The organism is Streptomyces sp. NBC_00569, from assembly GCF_036345255.1.
GTDB lineage: Bacteria > Actinomycetota > Actinomycetes > Streptomycetales > Streptomycetaceae > Streptomyces.
Map to the genome: position 1 here is coordinate 4,196,008 of NZ_CP107783.1, position 14,967 is coordinate 4,210,974.

Here is a 14,967-nt window from a genome sequence, read left to right on the forward strand (position 1 = left end):
GCGAGTGGGGCCCGGAACCGTACGGTTCCGGGCCCCACTCGCGTGCGTCACAGTCAGCCGGTCAGGCCGCGTGGCTTGTTGCTGCCCGAGTCGGCCGGGTCCTCCGGGACGCCGAAGGTCGGCGACGACGGGGCGGTCGGGGGCGTGACGCCGCCTGACGGGTCGTCGGTCGGCGGGGTGGACTCGGGGGTCGACTCCGGGGCACTCGGAGTGTCCTCTGGGGTGGACTCCGGGGCGCTCGGGGTGTCCTCGGGGGTGGACTCCGGGGCACTCGGGGTGTCCTGCGGGGTGGACGGCACCTCGACGGCCGCACCCATGTCGGTGTCGAGGTCGAACTCGGCCGTGGGGCTGGTCGAGTTGAAGGTGTACTGGGCCCAGATACGGGCCGGGAAGCTGCCGCCGTCGACGCGGGGCAGACCGCCGGCGCCCTTCATCGAGACATGCGCGCCCGCCTCCGAGGTCTTCAGCGCACCCTCGCCGAACAGGCCCACCGAGGTGACCAGATCCGGCGTGTAGCCGGTGAACCAGGCCGACTTGTTGTCGTCGGAGGTACCGGTCTTGCCGGCCACCTTCTGACCGTCGCGGGCCGGGTTGTCGCGCACCGAGGTCTTCGCCGTACCGTCGTCGACCACGCCGGTCAGGACCGAGGTGACCGAGTCCGCGGCGCCTCGGCTGATCACCTGGTTGCCGATCGCGTCCGGCAGCGGGATGTCCTGGCCCTGCTTGGACACGGACTTCACGATCTGCGGAGTGACCTGCTTGCCATGGTTGTCGAGCGTCGCGTAGACACCGGCCATCTCCATTGGGCTCGCGCCCATGGTGCCCAGGGTCTGCGCCGGGTACGGCTTGAGGTCGGCGTCGTCCATGCCGAGCTTCTTTGCGGTCGCCATGACCTGGTCCATGCCGACATCGACGCCCATCTGCGCGAAGACGGAGTTGATGGACTTGTTCATGGCGGTCTGCACGGTGACCGGGCCGTAGCTGTGGTCGTCCTCGTTCGGCGGGGCGAAGCCGACCTTCTGCCCATCGCTGACGACGGGCCGCCTGTTGGTGCCGTCGTAGATCGTGCTCGCCTTGATCGACTGCCCGTTCTGCGTCGTGGCGTTGTTCTCCAGGGCGGCCGCGAGGATCAGCGGCTTGAAGGTGGAGGCCGGCTGGTAGTCGGGGCGGGTCGCGTTGTTGACGTAGTGCTTGCTGAGCCCTTCACCGCCGTACAGCGCGAGGACCTTGCCGGTCTTCGGGTCGACCGAGGCGGCACCGGCCTGCACCCGGGAGTCGGCCTTCTTGCTCTTCGGGTTCAGGTTGTCGGTCAACTGCTGCCTGACCGACTTCTCCAGCTGCTTCTGCTTCTTGCGGTCGATGTTGAGGGTGACCGTGTAGCCGCCCGCGTCGAACTGCGCCTCGGTGAGGTTCAGGTCCTTCATCACCTCGGCCTTGGCGGCGGTGTAGAGGTAGCCTTCCTGGCCCTCGAGCCCGGCGGCGGCCTTCGGCGCCTTCGGCTTGGGGAACGTCATGCCCTCGCGCTCGCTGGCGCTGAGCCAGTGCATGTCGACCATGTTGTCCAGGACGTAGTTCCAGCGCTCCTTGGCGAGCTTCTTGCCGGTGTCCGAGGCGATGCCCCAGTCGTACTGGTTCGGGGCCTGGAGGAGCGCAGCCAGATACGCGCCCTGCTCCACGTTCAGATCCTTGGCATCGACGCCGTAGTAGGCCTGGGCGGCGGCCTGGATGCCCCACGAACTGCGGCCGTAGAAGCTGGTGTTGATGTAGCCCGCGAGGATGTCTTCCTTGGACTTCTTGCGGTCCACCTTCAGCGAGATGACCAGTTCCTTCAGCTTGCGCGTGACGGTCTGGTCCTGCGTGAGGTAGTAGTTCTTCACGTACTGCTGGGTGATCGTCGAACCACCCTGCTTGCCCTTGCCGGTGACCGTGTTGATCACGCCGCGGGCGGTGCCCTTCAGGTCGATGCCCTTGTCCTTGTAGAACGTCTTGTTCTCAGCGGCGACGAAGGTGTGCTGCACACCCGGGGGCACCTCGGAGAGATCGACGATCTCGCGGTTGACCTGGCCGACACGGGCCATGGTCTTGCCGTCGCTGTACTTGTAGACGTTGCTCTGCCGCATCGCGTCCGGGTTGCCCTCGGGCACGTCGATCACCAGGTACAGCACGATGAACGCGCCCATGCCGAGCAGGCACAGGCCGAGGAACGTGCCGACGATCTTCTTCCAGGTGAAGAAGCGGCGTATACCCGTCCGCCGGGTGGACGAGCCCCCGCGCGCCGCCCGGCGCGCGCCGCCGCGCGTCCGTGCTCGTCTCTCGTCCGCTCGACCCATGGCTCCCGGTACTCCGCTTCTAGTCGCTGACACGTCCGCGCGCACAGTGCGCACTTCACACTCATCGGTGCTGAATCAGCTCATGAAGCTAACACCGCACCTAAGGGCAAAAGACTGCCGATCCGGGCATTTCCGGACGTGACAATCAGCACCTGTCTCATGGGAACCGACGACCGAGAGGTGCAGATGGTTGCCGCACGCGATAAAGTGATATCACTTTGCTAGACCTGGTTCGCGAGAACCGCCAGCTCACAGGACGGGGACCCTCATGTCCGAGACGGACACCACAGCCGACGTACCCGAGATGCCCAAGCCGCGCGTCAAGGAGGTCGTCGCCCACAGCATCGGCGGCGGGCTCGCCCTGCTGCTCGGCCTCATCGGGCTCATCGCGGGCGTCGCCCTCATCGCGGCCGGCGCTTCGCTGTCCTCGGCCGGCGCGAAGGCGGGGCTGATCGTCCTCGGCGTCGTGGTCGCGATAGCCGCGTTCTTCGCGATGTGCGGGCTGAACATGGTGGCGCCGGGCGAGGCCCGCGTCGTCCAGCTCTTCGGCCGCTACCGGGGCACGATCCGCGAGGACGGCCTGCGCTGGGTGAACCCACTGACGTCCCGCACCAAGATCTCGACCCGCGTACGCAACCACGAGACGGCCGTCCTCAAGGTCAACGACGCCTATGGCAACCCGATCGAGCTGGCCGCCGTCGTCGTGTGGCGCGTCGAGGACACGGCGCAGGCCACCTTCGAGGTGGACAACTTCCTGGAGTTCGTCGCCACGCAGACCGAGGCCGCCGTGCGGCACATCGCCATCGAGTACCCCTACGACGCGCACGACGAGGCCGGCCTCTCGCTGCGCGGCAACGCCGAGGAGATCACCGAGAAGCTCGCCGTCGAGCTCCACGCGCGCGTGGAGACCGCGGGCGTGCAGATCATCGAGTCCCGGTTCACGCACCTCGCGTACGCCCCCGAGATCGCCTCGGCCATGCTCCAGCGCCAGCAGGCGGGCGCCGTGGTCGCGGCGCGGCGGCTCATCGTGGACGGCGCGGTCGGCATGGTCGAGGACGCGCTCGCCCGGATCACGGAGCAGGACTTCGTGGCGCTCGACGAGGAGCGCAAGGCGGCCATGGTCAGCAATCTGCTCGTGGTCCTGTGCGGGGACCGCGCCGCCCAGCCGGTCCTGAACACGGGAACGCTCTACCAGTGAGCCCCTCCGACGAGGCGCACGAGGGGCACGAGGAGCCACCTCAGGGGCCCGCACGCCGGTCGCGGCCGCAGCGCAAGCAGGTACTGCTGCGGCTCGACCCGCTCGTGTACGACGCGCTCGCGCGGTGGGCCGGGGACGACCTGCGGTCGGCGAACGCGCAGATCGAGTTCCTGCTGCGGCGCGCTCTCGCGGAGGCCGGGCGGCTGCCCGGCTCGGCGGGACCGCTGCCGCGGCGGGGGCGGCCGCCCAAGGGACCCACGGGCGGCGACGCGGAGTGAACGGTCCGGGGCACACGCCCCGGACCGTTCACGCTTTCCCCGAAGCCCTCCCGGAACCCCACCCCTGAGCGGCTATACACACGACGTATACCCGCTATGTATAGTGGCCGGCATGTCCATCGGTCACACCCTTCTGGGACTTCTCGAGGCCGGCCCACGGCACGGCTACGACCTCAAGCGCACCTTCGACGCCACCTTCGGGCACGACAAGCCGCTGCACTACGGACAGGTCTACTCGACCATGTCCCGGCTCCTGAAGAACGGCCTGGTCGAGGTCGACGGGATCGAGGCCGGCGGCGGCCCGGAACGCAAGCGCTACGCCATCACCGACGCCGGCGTCACCGATGTCCAGCGCTGGCTCGCCACCCCCGAGGCACCCGAGCCGTACCTCCATTCCGTCCTCTACACCAAGGTCGTTCTCGCGCTGCTCACCGAGCGCGACGCCGCCACGGTCCTGGACACCCAGCGCGCCGAGCACCTGCGCATGATGCGCATCCTCACCGACCGCAAGCGCAAGGGCGACCTCGCCGACCAGCTCATCTGCGACCACGCCCTGTTCCACCTCGAAGCGGACCTGCGCTGGCTCGAACTCACCGCCGCCCGCCTGGACAAGCTCGCCGCGGAGGTGCGCAAGCCATGACCCCCGCCGGCTCCCTCCTGACCGCCCACGGTCTGCACAAGACGTACGGCGCCACCAAGGCACTCGACGGCGCCGAGTTCTCCGTCCACCCCGGCGAGGTCGTCGCCGTCATGGGCCCCTCCGGCTCCGGCAAATCGACCCTCCTGCACTGCCTCGCCGGCATCGTCACGCCCGACGAAGGCACCATCACCTACGCGGGACAGAACCTCGCCACCCTGTCCGACGCCGCCCGCAGCTCCCTGCGCCGCAGCGACTTCGGCTTCGTCTTCCAGTTCGGCCAGCTCGTCCCCGAACTCACCTGCCTGGAGAACGTCGCCCTGCCCCTGCGCCTCAACGGCGCCAAGCGCAAGGCCGCCGAGGCCACCGCCCGTGCCTGGATGGAGCGCCTGGAGGTCGACGACCTCACCGGCCAGCGCCCCGGCGAGGTCTCCGGCGGACAGGGCCAGCGCGTCGCCGTCGCCCGTGCCCTGGCCACCGGCCCCCGCGTCCTGTTCGCCGACGAACCCACCGGCGCCCTGGACTCCCTCAACGGCGAGCGCGTCATGGAGCTGCTCACCGAAGCCGCCCGCTCGACCCACGCCGCCGTCGTCCTCGTCACCCACGAGGCCCGCGTCGCCGCCTACTCGGACCGCGAGATCATCGTCCGCGACGGCAGGTCCCGCGACATGGAGCGCATCGCATGAGCGTGACGCGTACGAAGCCGCAGCCCGCGCCCGCGGACACGGCGGAGGCCTCCGCGCCCACCGGCGCGCGTGCCTGGATCCGCGATCTGGGCATGGGCATGCGCTTCGCGGCCGGCGGCGGGCGCGAGGGCTGGGTCCGCACGATCCTCACCGCCGTCGGTGTGGGCCTCGGCGTCGCGCTGCTGCTGGGCGCCGCGTCCGTGCCGTACCTGACCGACCACCGCAGCGACCGCTCCTCGGCGCGTGAGGCCGCGGACCGGATGACCCTCGCGGGCAAGATCAAACGGTCGGACACGACCGTGCTGATGCGGGACACGTTCACGACGTTCCGCGACCGCTCACTGGAGGGCAGGTTCGTACGGGCCGAAGGCGGCCGGCCCGTCCTGCCGCCGGGCCTCGGCACGCTGCCCGGTGACCACGAGATGGTGGTCTCACCCGCGCTGCGCGACCTCCTGGACGACCCCGGCGCGAGGCTCCTCAAGGAGCGCTTCCGCGACTACCGCGTCACGGGAACGATCGCCGACGCCGGCCTGGTCTCCCCCCAGGAGCTCTTCTACTACGCGGGATCCGGCACCCTCACGACCCACGACGGCGCCTACCGGGCGGCGAGGTTCGGCTACGACATGTCGGAGCCGCTGAACGCGCTCCTGATGGTGCTCGTCGTACTGATCTGCGTCGTACTGCTCACGCCCGTGGCCGTCTTCATCGGTACGGCGGTGCGGTTCGGCGGCGACCGGCGCGACCGGCGTCTGGCCGCGCTGCGCCTGGTCGGCGCGGACGCCAGGGCGGTACGGCGGATCGCGGCGGGCGAGTCCCTGTTCGGGGCGCTGCTCGGCCTGGCCGTCGGCACCGTGTTCTTCCTCGCCATCCGTCAACTGGTCGCCGTCGTCGACCTCGACAAGGTCAGCGCGTTCCCGTCGGACCTGCGGCCGGTGCCGGTGCTCGCCGCGCTGATCGTCGTGGCCGTGCCGCTCTCGGCGGTCCTGGTCACCGTCTTCTCGCTGCGCTCGGTGGCCATCGAGCCGCTCGGTGTCGTGCGCGGCGGCGCGCCCCGCAGGCGGCGTCTGTGGTGGCGACTGCTCCTGCCCGTCGCGGGCATCGGGATCCTGCTGGCCATCGGCCGGGTCAGCAGTACCGACCAGGACATCAACGTGTACGCCATCGCCACCGGCGCGACCCTGGCCCTGGTCGGCCTGAGCACGCTGCTTCCCTGGCTGCTCGAATCGGTCGTGGCCCGGCTGCGCGGCGGCCCGGTGCCGTGGCAACTGGCCACGCGACGGCTCCAGTTGAGCAGCGGCACCGCGGCCCGCGCGGTCAGCGGCATCACCATCGCGGTGGCCGGCGCGGTCGCCCTGCAGATGATGTTCGCGTCGATGCACGACGACTTCAACCGGGTCACGGGCCAGGACCCGCACCGCGCCCAGCTGACCGTGAACTCCCAGGTCGGCGACGGCAGGCTCGCACAGCGGATGATCGACGAGTTCCGCCACACGAAGGGCGTCAAGAGCGTCATCGGCACCGTGTCGACGTACGCCACGCGCCCCGGCCCGGTCGCGGAGGGCGACATCCCGCCCACGACGACGATCAGCGTCGGCACCTGCGCGACCCTGCGCGAGCTGGCCCGCGTCGGCAGCTGCCACGACGGCGACACGTTCGTCTCGCACACCGGGGACCGGAAGATGAACGACTGGGTCGACGAGTCGGCACGCCCCGGCAAGCCCGTCGACGTCGGGCCCGGCGACGGCAGCAAGGCGGGCCAGGAACTGTGGACGCTGCCCGCGGGCACCCGCACCGTCCAGGCGCGGCCCAGCCCGACGGGCGACAAGGTCGACGGCATCCTCGCCACTCCCGGCGCGATCGACATCGCGAAGCTGACCGAGGCCACGACCACCGCCATGGTGCAGATCGACCCGAAGGTGCCGGACGCCGAGGAGTACGCGCGCAACACCGCGGCCCACATCGATCCGCTGCTCGACGTGATGTCGATCAAGGCCGTCAACCGCGACAAGCAGTACGCGAGCATCGCGAGGGGGCTGCAGATCGGCGCGGCCGCGACGATGGCCCTGATCGCGGCGTCCATGCTGGTCTCCACGCTGGAGCAACTGCGGGAGCGCAAGCGGCTGTTGGCGGCTCTGACCGCGTTCGGCACACGGCGCCGCTCGATGGCCTGGTCGATCCTGTGGCAGACGGCGATCCCGGTCGCCCTCGGACTCGGCCTGGCGGTCGGCGGCGGGCTCGGCCTGGGCTACGTCATGACCCGCATGATCGACAAGCAGGTCACCGACTGGTGGGCGTTCGCGCCCCTGACGGCCGGCGGCGCCGCGCTCATCGTGGTGGTGACGCTCCTCAGCCTGCCGCCGCTGTGGCGCATGATGCGGCCGGACGGTCTGCGCACCGAATGACACGCCCTGCCGGTACGGGAGTTGTCGCGCCCCGCAATCACAGCACCCGTACCGGCAGCGACCGCACCGCCTCGCGCAGGGCCGCGGCCAGCTCCTCGTACTCGGCGCTGCGCGCGGCGCCCGTCCGCATGGCGAGGGCGATGCGGCGGGTCGGCGCCGGGTCCTCGAAGAACCCGGTGAGCAACTGGCTGCTGCGGCTGGTCTCCACGGCGAGCGCGGTGCGCGGAAGCAGCGTCACACCGAGCCCGCCCGCGACGAGCTGGACCAGCGTGGACAGGCCGGCGGCCGTCGTGGTCACCGGGGCGTCCGCGCGGCCGGCCTCACGGCAGATGTCGAGCGCCTGGTCGCGCAGGCAGTGCCCCTCGTCGAGCAGCAGGAGCCGCAGCTCACGCAGCGCTTCGCGCGGGATGCCCTCCCGGCCCCCGAGCCAGTGGTCGAGCGGCGTGACGAGCACGAAGTCCTCGTCGAACAGGGGCAGTTCGCTGACGCCGGGCATCCCCAGCGGCACGGCCAGCAGCAGCAGATCGAGGCGCCCGGCCGCGAGCCCTTCCAGCAGCGACGACGTCTGCTCCTCGTGGACCTGGAGGTCCAGGTCCGGGTACTTCTCGTGGACGAGGCGCAGGACCGCCGGCAGGAGGTAGGGCGCCACGGTGGGGATCACGCCGAGCCGGAGCGCTCCCGTGAACGGCGCCCGCACCGCCTCGGCCTCCTCCATCAGCGCGCCCACCTCGTCGAGCACGGCCTTCGCGCGCACCGCGAGCCGCTCACCCGCGGGTGAGAGCAGCACCTTGCGGGTCGTGCGTTCGAGCAGGGTCACGCCGAGGGACTCCTCCAGGGCGGACACGGCGCCGGAGAGCGCGGGCTGGCTCATACCGATCGCGGCGGCCGCGTCCCGGAAGTGCAGATGTTCCGCGACGGCGGCGAAGGCGCGCAGCTGCGCGAGGCTCGGCTGTCGCCGCTTGATGCCGGCCACGGTCACTCCCCTTTACCTACGGCTACTGATAGCCGGTTCCGATCAACACGACCGAGTCTAGCTATTTCCATAATCAATGCACCCTGTGCCACGATCGTGACCAGTCCAACCCCCTTGGAAAGCCCTCAAAAAGGGCCCATCCATGCTGCAAGGAGTAGTGCGTGCTCACTGTCGGTGACAAGTTCCCCCAGTTCGACCTGACTGCCTGTGTCTCCCTGGAGAAGGGCAAGGAGTTCGAGCAGATCGACCACAAGACCTACGAGGGCAAGTGGAAGATCGTCTTCGCGTGGCCCAAGGACTTCACCTTCGTGTGCCCGACCGAGATCGCCGCGTTCGGCAAGCTGAACGACGAGTTCGCCGACCGTGACGCCCAGATCCTCGGCTTCTCCGGCGACTCCGAGTTCGTGCACCACGCCTGGCGCAAGGACCACCCGGACCTGACCGACCTGCCCTTCCCGATGCTCGCCGACTCGAAGCACGAGCTCATGCGCGACCTCGGCATCGAGGGCGAGGACGGCTTCGCGCAGCGCGCCGTCTTCATCGTCGACCAGAACAACGAGATCCAGTTCACGATGGTGACCGCCGGTTCCGTGGGCCGTAACCCCAAGGAGGTCCTGCGGGTCCTCGACGCCCTGCAGACCGACGAGCTGTGCCCGTGCAACTGGACCAAGGGCGAGAACACCCTCGACCCGGTCGCGCTCCTGTCGGGCGAGTGATCTGACATGGCTCTCGACGAACTCAAGTCCGCCGTCCCGGACTACGCCAAGGACCTGCGCCTGAACCTCGGCTCGGTCATCGGCAACTCCGACCTGCCGCAGCAGCAGCTGTGGGGCACCGTGCTCGCCTGCGCGATCGCGTCCCGCTCCCCGCGCGTGCTGCGTGAGCTGGAGCCGGAGGCGAAGGCCAACCTGTCGCCGGAGGCGTACACGGCCGCCAAGTCGGCCGCCGCCGTCATGGCGATGAACAACGTCTTCTACCGCACGCGCCACCTGCTCTCCGACCCGGAGTACGGGACGCTGCGCGCCGGCCTGCGGATGAACGTCATCGGCAACCCGGGCGTCGAGAAGGTCGACTTCGAGCTGTGGTCGCTCGCGGTCTCCGCGATCAACGGCTGCGGCCAGTGCCTCGACTCGCACGAGCAGGTGCTGCGCAAGGCGGGCGTCGACCGCGAGACGATCCAGGAAGCGTTCAAGATCGCCGCGGTCGTCCAGGCCGTGGGCGTCACCCTGGACTCCGAGGACGTCCTGTCCTGACGGACGGATCACCTCGGTCACCGCATACGAGAACGCCGGGCGGGCTGAAGAAAATTCAGCCCGCCCGGCGTTCTCGTATGTCCGGACGAAAGGCCCTAGCTCTTCCCGGCCGCCGGATCGACCGGCGCCACGTCGATGGCCGTCGCCCCGTGCGGCGAAGGCGCCTGCCGCAGCGCCGCCTCACGTGAGTGCGCGCGCAGATAGCCGACGACCGTGTTCGTCACGGCCACGAGCGGCACCGCCACCACGGCCCCGCCGATCCCGGCGACCATTCCGCCGGCCGCCACAGACAGCACCACGGCGAGCGGATGCACCCGCACGGCCCGGCCCAGGATGAACGGCTGGAGGATGTGGCCCTCGATCTGCTGCACGGCCAGTACCACCGCGAGCGTCATGACGGCCGTGAAGACGCCCTGGGTCACCAGGGCCACCACCACCGCGAGCGCTCCCGAAATCACCGCGCCCACCAGCGGGATGAACGCGAACAGGAAGATGAAGACGGCGAGCGGCACCGCCATCGGGACGCCGAGGAAGAAGATGCCGAGCCCGATGAAGATCGCGTCGATGAGGGCGACTATCACCGTGCCGCGCACGTACGCGGTGAGCGTGCGCCACGCACGGGGGCCCGCACCCGAGATGCCCGGACGGGCCTGCGCCGGGACGAGCCTGGTGGTCCACTCCCAGATGCGCCGGCCGTCGTAGAGCAGGAACAGCGTCGAGAACATCGTGAGCAGGATGCCGGTGAGGGCCTCGACGATGACGGTCACGCCTTCGAGGCCGGCGGACGTGATCTGGTCGGTGTTGGCGCCGACCGCGTCGCGCAGGGACTTGGCGATGTCGTTGATCTGACTCTCGGTCACATGGAACGGGCTGTTGAGGAGCCATCTGCGCAGCTCGTCGATGCCGTCCTGGATCTGGTCCGAGAGGTTGTCGATGTTCTCCTGGACCTGCCAGACGACGAACCAGCCGACGAGTCCCATGATGACGAAGCCGAGGATCGCGGTGAGCGCGGTCGCCAGGCCCCGCGGCACGCCGTGCCTCCGCAGGCGGGCCACCGTCGGCTGGAGGAGCGCGGTGATGAGCATCGCGGCCACGAACGCGTACACCACCAGCTGCACCGCGCTGATGACCTTGATCAGGACCCAGAGGGTGCCCGCGAGGACGAGCAGCCGCCAGCCGGCCTCGGCCGCGACCCGCATCCCCCATGGCACGGCCACGACGGGGTCGGGCCTGGCCGCTATCGCGGGCGCGTACGCGGGTGGCGGGGGTACGTGGTCGCCGACGCCGTTCTCCGGCCGGGTGACGGGCACTTGGGGCGCCTCGGCGGCCGTGTGCCCGGAGGCCCGAGCGGCATCAGGGGCGTGCGGAGCGGTGCCCGGAGCGGAGTCGTCCCCGCTGTCGTCCCGCTCGGCCTCGGCGCGGCGCTCGTCCAACCGCTCCCCCATCCGGCTGAGCTCATTGCCGAGACGGCCGAGCCATCCTGGAACTCGCGACATGATCCGCCCTCTTCCCCCGTGCTCTGTCACCACTCCCCCGGGAGTCGTCGGCTCCGACCGTACATGCCCGAAGCCCCTCACCGTATGACGGCGAGGGGCTCAGGAAGGTTGACGGGCCCGGGCCCGTCATGAAGCTGTACCGGCTTCTAGTACCAGTGGTTGGCCTGCCAGAAGGTCCAGGCCTCACACGGGCTGCCGTAGCGGCTGTCCATGTAGTTGAGGCCCCACTTGATCTGGGTGGCCGGGTTGGTCTGCCAGTCGGCGCCCGCGCTGGAGTACTTGGACGCGGGCAGCGCCTGGAAGAGACCGTAGGCACCGGAGGAGGCGTTGGTCGCCCGGTAGTTCCAGCTGGACTCGTGGTCCACGATGTTGCTGAAGCACTGGAACTGCCCGGCGGGAACCATCTGACGCGCCATCGCCTGAATCTGCGACGTCGAGTAAGAGGCCTGCGTGGCGAAGCTGGAGGCGTCGCGGGTGGCCGAGCGGCTGGCGACCTTCTTGGCCTCCTCGCGCTCCTTGGCTTCCTTCTCCGCCTTCTCCTTGGCGTCGGCGGCCGCCTTCTGCTTGGCGACGGCGTCCTCGGCGGCCTTCTTACGGGCTGCTTCCTCCGCCGACTTCTGAGCGGCGTTGTCCGCGGCGATGGCCTGCGTCTCCGCCTGCTGCGTCAGCGTGGCGGTCTGCACCTGGGCCTGCTGGCCCGCGGGTATGTCGGCGAGGAGGGTCGCGTCGCTCGCCGTGGCCTCAGCCTCGTTGGTGGAGGGCTGAGCGGTGCTGCCCGAGGCAACACCCACGACTGCGCCGACTGTGGTGACCGCGGTGGCCGAAGCCACTGCGAATCCCCGGACCGAAATCCGGCTCACACGGTTTCCTTCCAGCATCGCCCGCTGTAGGTGACCCTCGCGGACGCAATCTTGCCCCTGACGCTGGCCTCCCAACTGCGGGGTCACGGGAGACACGGGCCCGGTGGGCAACTCCCGGTACGGGAGAGCCGCGTGGTGCTCGGGCGGCATACGACGGCCTCTGTGAAGTTCTGGTGTCCGTGGTGCTCTTAACGCTGTGGATGCACAAGTGTCGTATGCGGGGCCTGACAGGACTGAGACTCTGCCGGACGCGGTTGCCTCAAGGCAATTCTCATCCAAGTGGGAAAGCTCACACCTCGTTTGCCCCAGCGGTTTCACGGAAACAAGCGCACGGCACAACGCCGCCCGGCTAAGCTCCTGCGCTTCGCCGGGCGGCGCCAACTACCGCGTAACCCCTACAAGGTGGGGCGCTTCACTCGCTCTCTCCTCACAAGGGGCCGTCCTCCAGCATCTCGGTGACCAGGGCCGCGATCTGTGAACGCTCCGACCGCGTGAGCGTGACGTGCGCGAACAGCGGGTGCCCCTTCAGCTTTTCGACGACGGCGACCACACCGTCGTAACGGCCGACCCTGAGGTTGTCCCGCTGCGCCACGTCGTGCGTGAGTACGACCCGCGAATTCGCCCCGATCCTCGACAGAACGGTCAAAAGGACGTTCCGTTCGAGTGATTGGGCCTCGTCCACGATCACGAACGCGTCGTGCAGGGAGCGGCCGCGGATGTGGGTCAGCGGCAGGACCTCCAGCATGCCGCGCGCGGTGACCTCCTCGATGACGGCCTTGCCGGCGACGGACCCGAGCGTGTCGAAGACCGCCTGCGCCCACGGGCCCATCTTCTCGGCCTCGGTGCCGGGCAGATAGCCGAGCTCCTGGCCGCCCACCGCGTACAGCGGACGGAAGACCATCACCTTCTGGTGCTGGCGCCGTTCGAGCACCGCTTCGAGACCCGCGCAGAGCGCGAGCGCCGACTTTCCGGTGCCGGCCCGGCCGCCCATCGACAGGATCCCGATGTCCGGGTCGAGGAGCAGATCGAGCGCGATGCGCTGCTCGGCGCTGCGTCCCTTGATGCCGAACGCCTCACGGTCGCCGCGCACCAGACGGACGTTGCCCTCGGCCGTGATCCTGCCGAGCGCCTTGCCGCGCTCGGACTGGATGGTGAGGCCGGTGTGGACGGGCAGCTCCGCCGCCTCCGGTACGTACAGGCTCTCCTCCTCGAAGAGGAGGTCCACCTGCTCACCGGAGAGCCGCAGCTCGGACATCCCGGTCCAGCCGGAGTCCGTGATGGCGAGCTCGGCGCGGTACTCCTCGGCGAGCAGGCCGACCGATGACGCTTTGATGCGCAGCGGCAGGTCTTTGGAGACGACGGTGACGTCGTATCCCTCGGCCTGGAGGTTGCGGGCGACGGCGAGGATGCGGGAGTCGTTGTCCCCCAGGCGGTAACCCGCCGGGAGAACGCCCGGATCCGAGTGGTTGAGCTCGACGCGCAGGGTCCCGCCCAGATCGCCGATGGAGATCGGGGCGTCCAGGCGTCCGTGACGGACACGGAAGTCGTCGAGCAGGCGCAGGGCCTGCCGGGCGAAGTATCCGAGCTCCGGATGGTGCCGCTTGGCCTCCAGTTCCGTGACCACGACGATCGGGAGCACCACTTCGTGCTCGTCGAACCTGGTCAGGGCGTTCGGGTCGGCCAGCAGGACGCTGGTGTCGAGAACATAAGTGCGCCGGTCGGGCTGGCGCTTGTTGCTGGTCACCACGGAAGGACGTACCCCCTCGGATGAGGTCGGGGAGCGACAGAGGGATCCCGGGCCGGGCGGGGCGGGTCGTACCCGCCGGTCGACGGCCGCGATGCGTGGGCCGTGGACCGGCCCCCAGCCTCTCCAGCGGAGCACGTGCTCCCCGCGTGGTCGTCCTGGCGCAAAGGGCCTCCCGGGCGGACAGCCCCGTGCCGTCCGCTGAGACTCGACGTCCGTGAATCGGACATCGACCTGGAAGGCTTATTCCCTCGAACACGCGCGGCCATGCCACGGCATATGACGGCGCGCGTGTTAACTCCTGGTGACGTACGTCCCCGAGGTCAGCCGCCGTAACGCCGGTGACGGGCGGCGTAGTCGCGCAGGGCGCGCAGGAAGTCCACCTTGCGGAAGGCGGGCCAGAAAACTTCGCAGAAGTAGTACTCGGAGTGGGCCGACTGCCAGAGCATGAATCCGGACAGGCGCTGCTCGCCGCTCGTGCGGATGACGAGGTCGGGGTCGGGCTGCCCGCTGGTGTAGAGGTGCTTGGAGATCTGGTCGATGTCGACGCTCTCGGCGATCTCCTCGAGGGCGGTTCCCTTGTCCGCGTGGTCCAGCAGCAGGGAGCGCACCGCGTCGGCGATCTCCTGGCGGCCGCCGTAGCCGACCGCGACGTTCACGAGTATTCCCGTGTTGTCGGCGGTGGCCTGCTCGGCCTCCTTGAGGACGGTCTGGGTGCGGGCGGGGAGGAGGTCGAGGGTGCCGACGTGGTGGACGCGCCAGCGGCCGTCGACGGCGAGGCTGCGGACGGTCTCCTCGATGATGCCGAGGAGCGGCCGCAGCTCCTCCTCGGGACGGTCGAAGTTGTCCGTCGACAGCATCCAGAGGGTGACGACCTCGACGTCCGTCTCGGCACACCAGCCGAGGAACTCCTCGATCTTGTACGCGCCGGCCTGGTGGCCCTGCGCCGCAGTGCCTCCGGAGGCCTTCGCCCAGCGCCTGTTCCCGTCGAGGATGACCCCGATGTGTTTGGGCACCTGATCGTGGTCGAGACGGCCTTCCACCCGGCGTGCGTAAAGTCCGTACACCAGGTCGCGCAGGTTCACTGTCTTTCAGCCCCTCCGTGCAGAC

Annotated in this window: 13 protein-coding genes; 7 read left to right on the top strand and 6 right to left on the bottom strand. The window is 69.6% G+C overall.

What is annotated here, in order from left to right; genetic code table 11:
• Positions 1 to 53: 53 nt before the first annotated feature.
• Positions 54 to 2,330 (bottom strand): transglycosylase domain-containing protein, encoded by a 2,277-nt coding sequence (locus OHO83_RS18710; protein ID WP_266673725.1) that lies wholly within the window; start codon positions 2,328 to 2,330, stop codon positions 54 to 56.
• Between the two features lie 268 nt (positions 2,331 to 2,598).
• Here OHO83_RS18710 and OHO83_RS18715 point away from each other — a divergent pair, with 268 nt between their 5' ends.
• The 5 genes from OHO83_RS18715 (at position 2,599) to OHO83_RS18735 (ending at position 7,531) form a co-directional block, all read left to right on the top strand.
• The gene (locus OHO83_RS18715; protein ID WP_266673723.1) at positions 2,599 to 3,528 is read left to right on the top strand and encodes an SPFH domain-containing protein; all 930 of its coding nucleotides are present in this window, start codon (positions 2,599 to 2,601) and stop codon (positions 3,526 to 3,528) included.
• Positions 3,525 to 3,806 (top strand): hypothetical protein, encoded by a 282-nt coding sequence (locus tag OHO83_RS18720; protein WP_266673721.1) that lies wholly within the window; start codon positions 3,525 to 3,527, stop codon positions 3,804 to 3,806. The genes OHO83_RS18715 and OHO83_RS18720 overlap by 4 nt, the downstream gene beginning before the upstream one ends.
• A 112-nt stretch (positions 3,807 to 3,918) precedes the next feature.
• Positions 3,919 to 4,446: a PadR family transcriptional regulator gene (locus OHO83_RS18725; RefSeq protein WP_266673719.1), complete on the top strand. Its 528-nt coding sequence runs from the start codon at positions 3,919 to 3,921 to the stop codon at positions 4,444 to 4,446.
• A complete protein-coding gene (locus tag OHO83_RS18730; RefSeq protein ID WP_266673717.1) occupies positions 4,443 to 5,129 on the top strand; it encodes an ABC transporter ATP-binding protein in 687 nt (228 codons plus the stop codon). The genes OHO83_RS18725 and OHO83_RS18730 overlap by 4 nt, the downstream gene beginning before the upstream one ends.
• Complete coding sequence (locus OHO83_RS18735; protein ID WP_266673715.1) at positions 5,126 to 7,531, top strand: FtsX-like permease family protein; 2,406 nt, start codon at positions 5,126 to 5,128, stop codon at positions 7,529 to 7,531. The genes OHO83_RS18730 and OHO83_RS18735 overlap by 4 nt, the downstream gene beginning before the upstream one ends.
• 37 nt (positions 7,532 to 7,568) lie before the next feature.
• On the opposite strand, the gene OHO83_RS18740 is transcribed toward OHO83_RS18735, so the two are convergent.
• On the bottom strand, positions 7,569 to 8,510 hold the full coding sequence (locus OHO83_RS18740; protein WP_382477354.1) for a LysR substrate-binding domain-containing protein: 942 nt from the start codon (positions 8,508 to 8,510) through the stop codon (positions 7,569 to 7,571).
• Positions 8,511 to 8,665: 155 nt separating this feature from the next.
• Between OHO83_RS18740 and OHO83_RS18745 the strand changes: the two genes are divergently transcribed.
• Positions 8,666 to 9,220, top strand: coding sequence for a peroxiredoxin (locus OHO83_RS18745; RefSeq protein ID WP_100598182.1), 555 nt, complete (start codon positions 8,666 to 8,668; stop codon positions 9,218 to 9,220).
• 6 nt (positions 9,221 to 9,226) lie between these two features.
• Positions 9,227 to 9,757 (top strand): alkyl hydroperoxide reductase, encoded by a 531-nt coding sequence (locus OHO83_RS18750; protein WP_227297019.1) that lies wholly within the window; start codon positions 9,227 to 9,229, stop codon positions 9,755 to 9,757.
• Between the two features lie 95 nt (positions 9,758 to 9,852).
• On the opposite strand, the gene OHO83_RS18755 is transcribed toward OHO83_RS18750, so the two are convergent.
• From OHO83_RS18755 to OHO83_RS18770, 4 genes are all read right to left on the bottom strand, one after another.
• A complete protein-coding gene (locus OHO83_RS18755) occupies positions 9,853 to 11,253 on the bottom strand; it encodes an AI-2E family transporter (RefSeq protein WP_266673713.1) in 1,401 nt (466 codons plus the stop codon).
• A gap of 146 nt (positions 11,254 to 11,399) precedes the next feature.
• The gene (locus tag OHO83_RS18760) at positions 11,400 to 12,131 is read right to left on the bottom strand and encodes a lytic transglycosylase domain-containing protein (protein WP_266673712.1); all 732 of its coding nucleotides are present in this window, start codon (positions 12,129 to 12,131) and stop codon (positions 11,400 to 11,402) included.
• Positions 12,132 to 12,540: 409 nt separating this feature from the next.
• On the bottom strand, positions 12,541 to 13,860 hold the full coding sequence (locus OHO83_RS18765; RefSeq protein ID WP_266673711.1) for a PhoH family protein: 1,320 nt from the start codon (positions 13,858 to 13,860) through the stop codon (positions 12,541 to 12,543).
• 320 nt (positions 13,861 to 14,180) lie between these two features.
• Entirely contained in the window at positions 14,181 to 14,942 is a 762-nt protein-coding gene (locus OHO83_RS18770) for an isoprenyl transferase (RefSeq protein ID WP_116510472.1), read from the bottom strand.
• Positions 14,943 to 14,967 lie beyond the last annotated feature (25 nt).

What these genes read in the sequence shown, in the direction of transcription:
- OHO83_RS18710 (WP_266673725.1), bottom strand. Translation starts at nt 2,330, where the DNA reads ATGGGTCGAGCGGACGAGAGACGAGCACGGACGCGCGGCGGCGCGCGC.
- OHO83_RS18755 (WP_266673713.1), bottom strand. Translation starts at nt 11,253, where the DNA reads ATGTCGCGAGTTCCAGGATGGCTCGGCCGTCTCGGCAATGAGCTCAGC.
- OHO83_RS18760 (WP_266673712.1), bottom strand. Translation starts at nt 12,131, where the DNA reads ATGCTGGAAGGAAACCGTGTGAGCCGGATTTCGGTCCGGGGATTCGCA.
- OHO83_RS18725 (WP_266673719.1), top strand. Translation starts at nt 3,919, where the DNA reads ATGTCCATCGGTCACACCCTTCTGGGACTTCTCGAGGCCGGCCCACGG.
- OHO83_RS18715 (WP_266673723.1), top strand. Translation starts at nt 2,599, where the DNA reads ATGTCCGAGACGGACACCACAGCCGACGTACCCGAGATGCCCAAGCCG.
- OHO83_RS18730 (WP_266673717.1), top strand. Translation starts at nt 4,443, where the DNA reads ATGACCCCCGCCGGCTCCCTCCTGACCGCCCACGGTCTGCACAAGACG.
- OHO83_RS18735 (WP_266673715.1), top strand. Translation starts at nt 5,126, where the DNA reads ATGAGCGTGACGCGTACGAAGCCGCAGCCCGCGCCCGCGGACACGGCG.
- OHO83_RS18750 (WP_227297019.1), top strand. Translation starts at nt 9,227, where the DNA reads ATGGCTCTCGACGAACTCAAGTCCGCCGTCCCGGACTACGCCAAGGAC.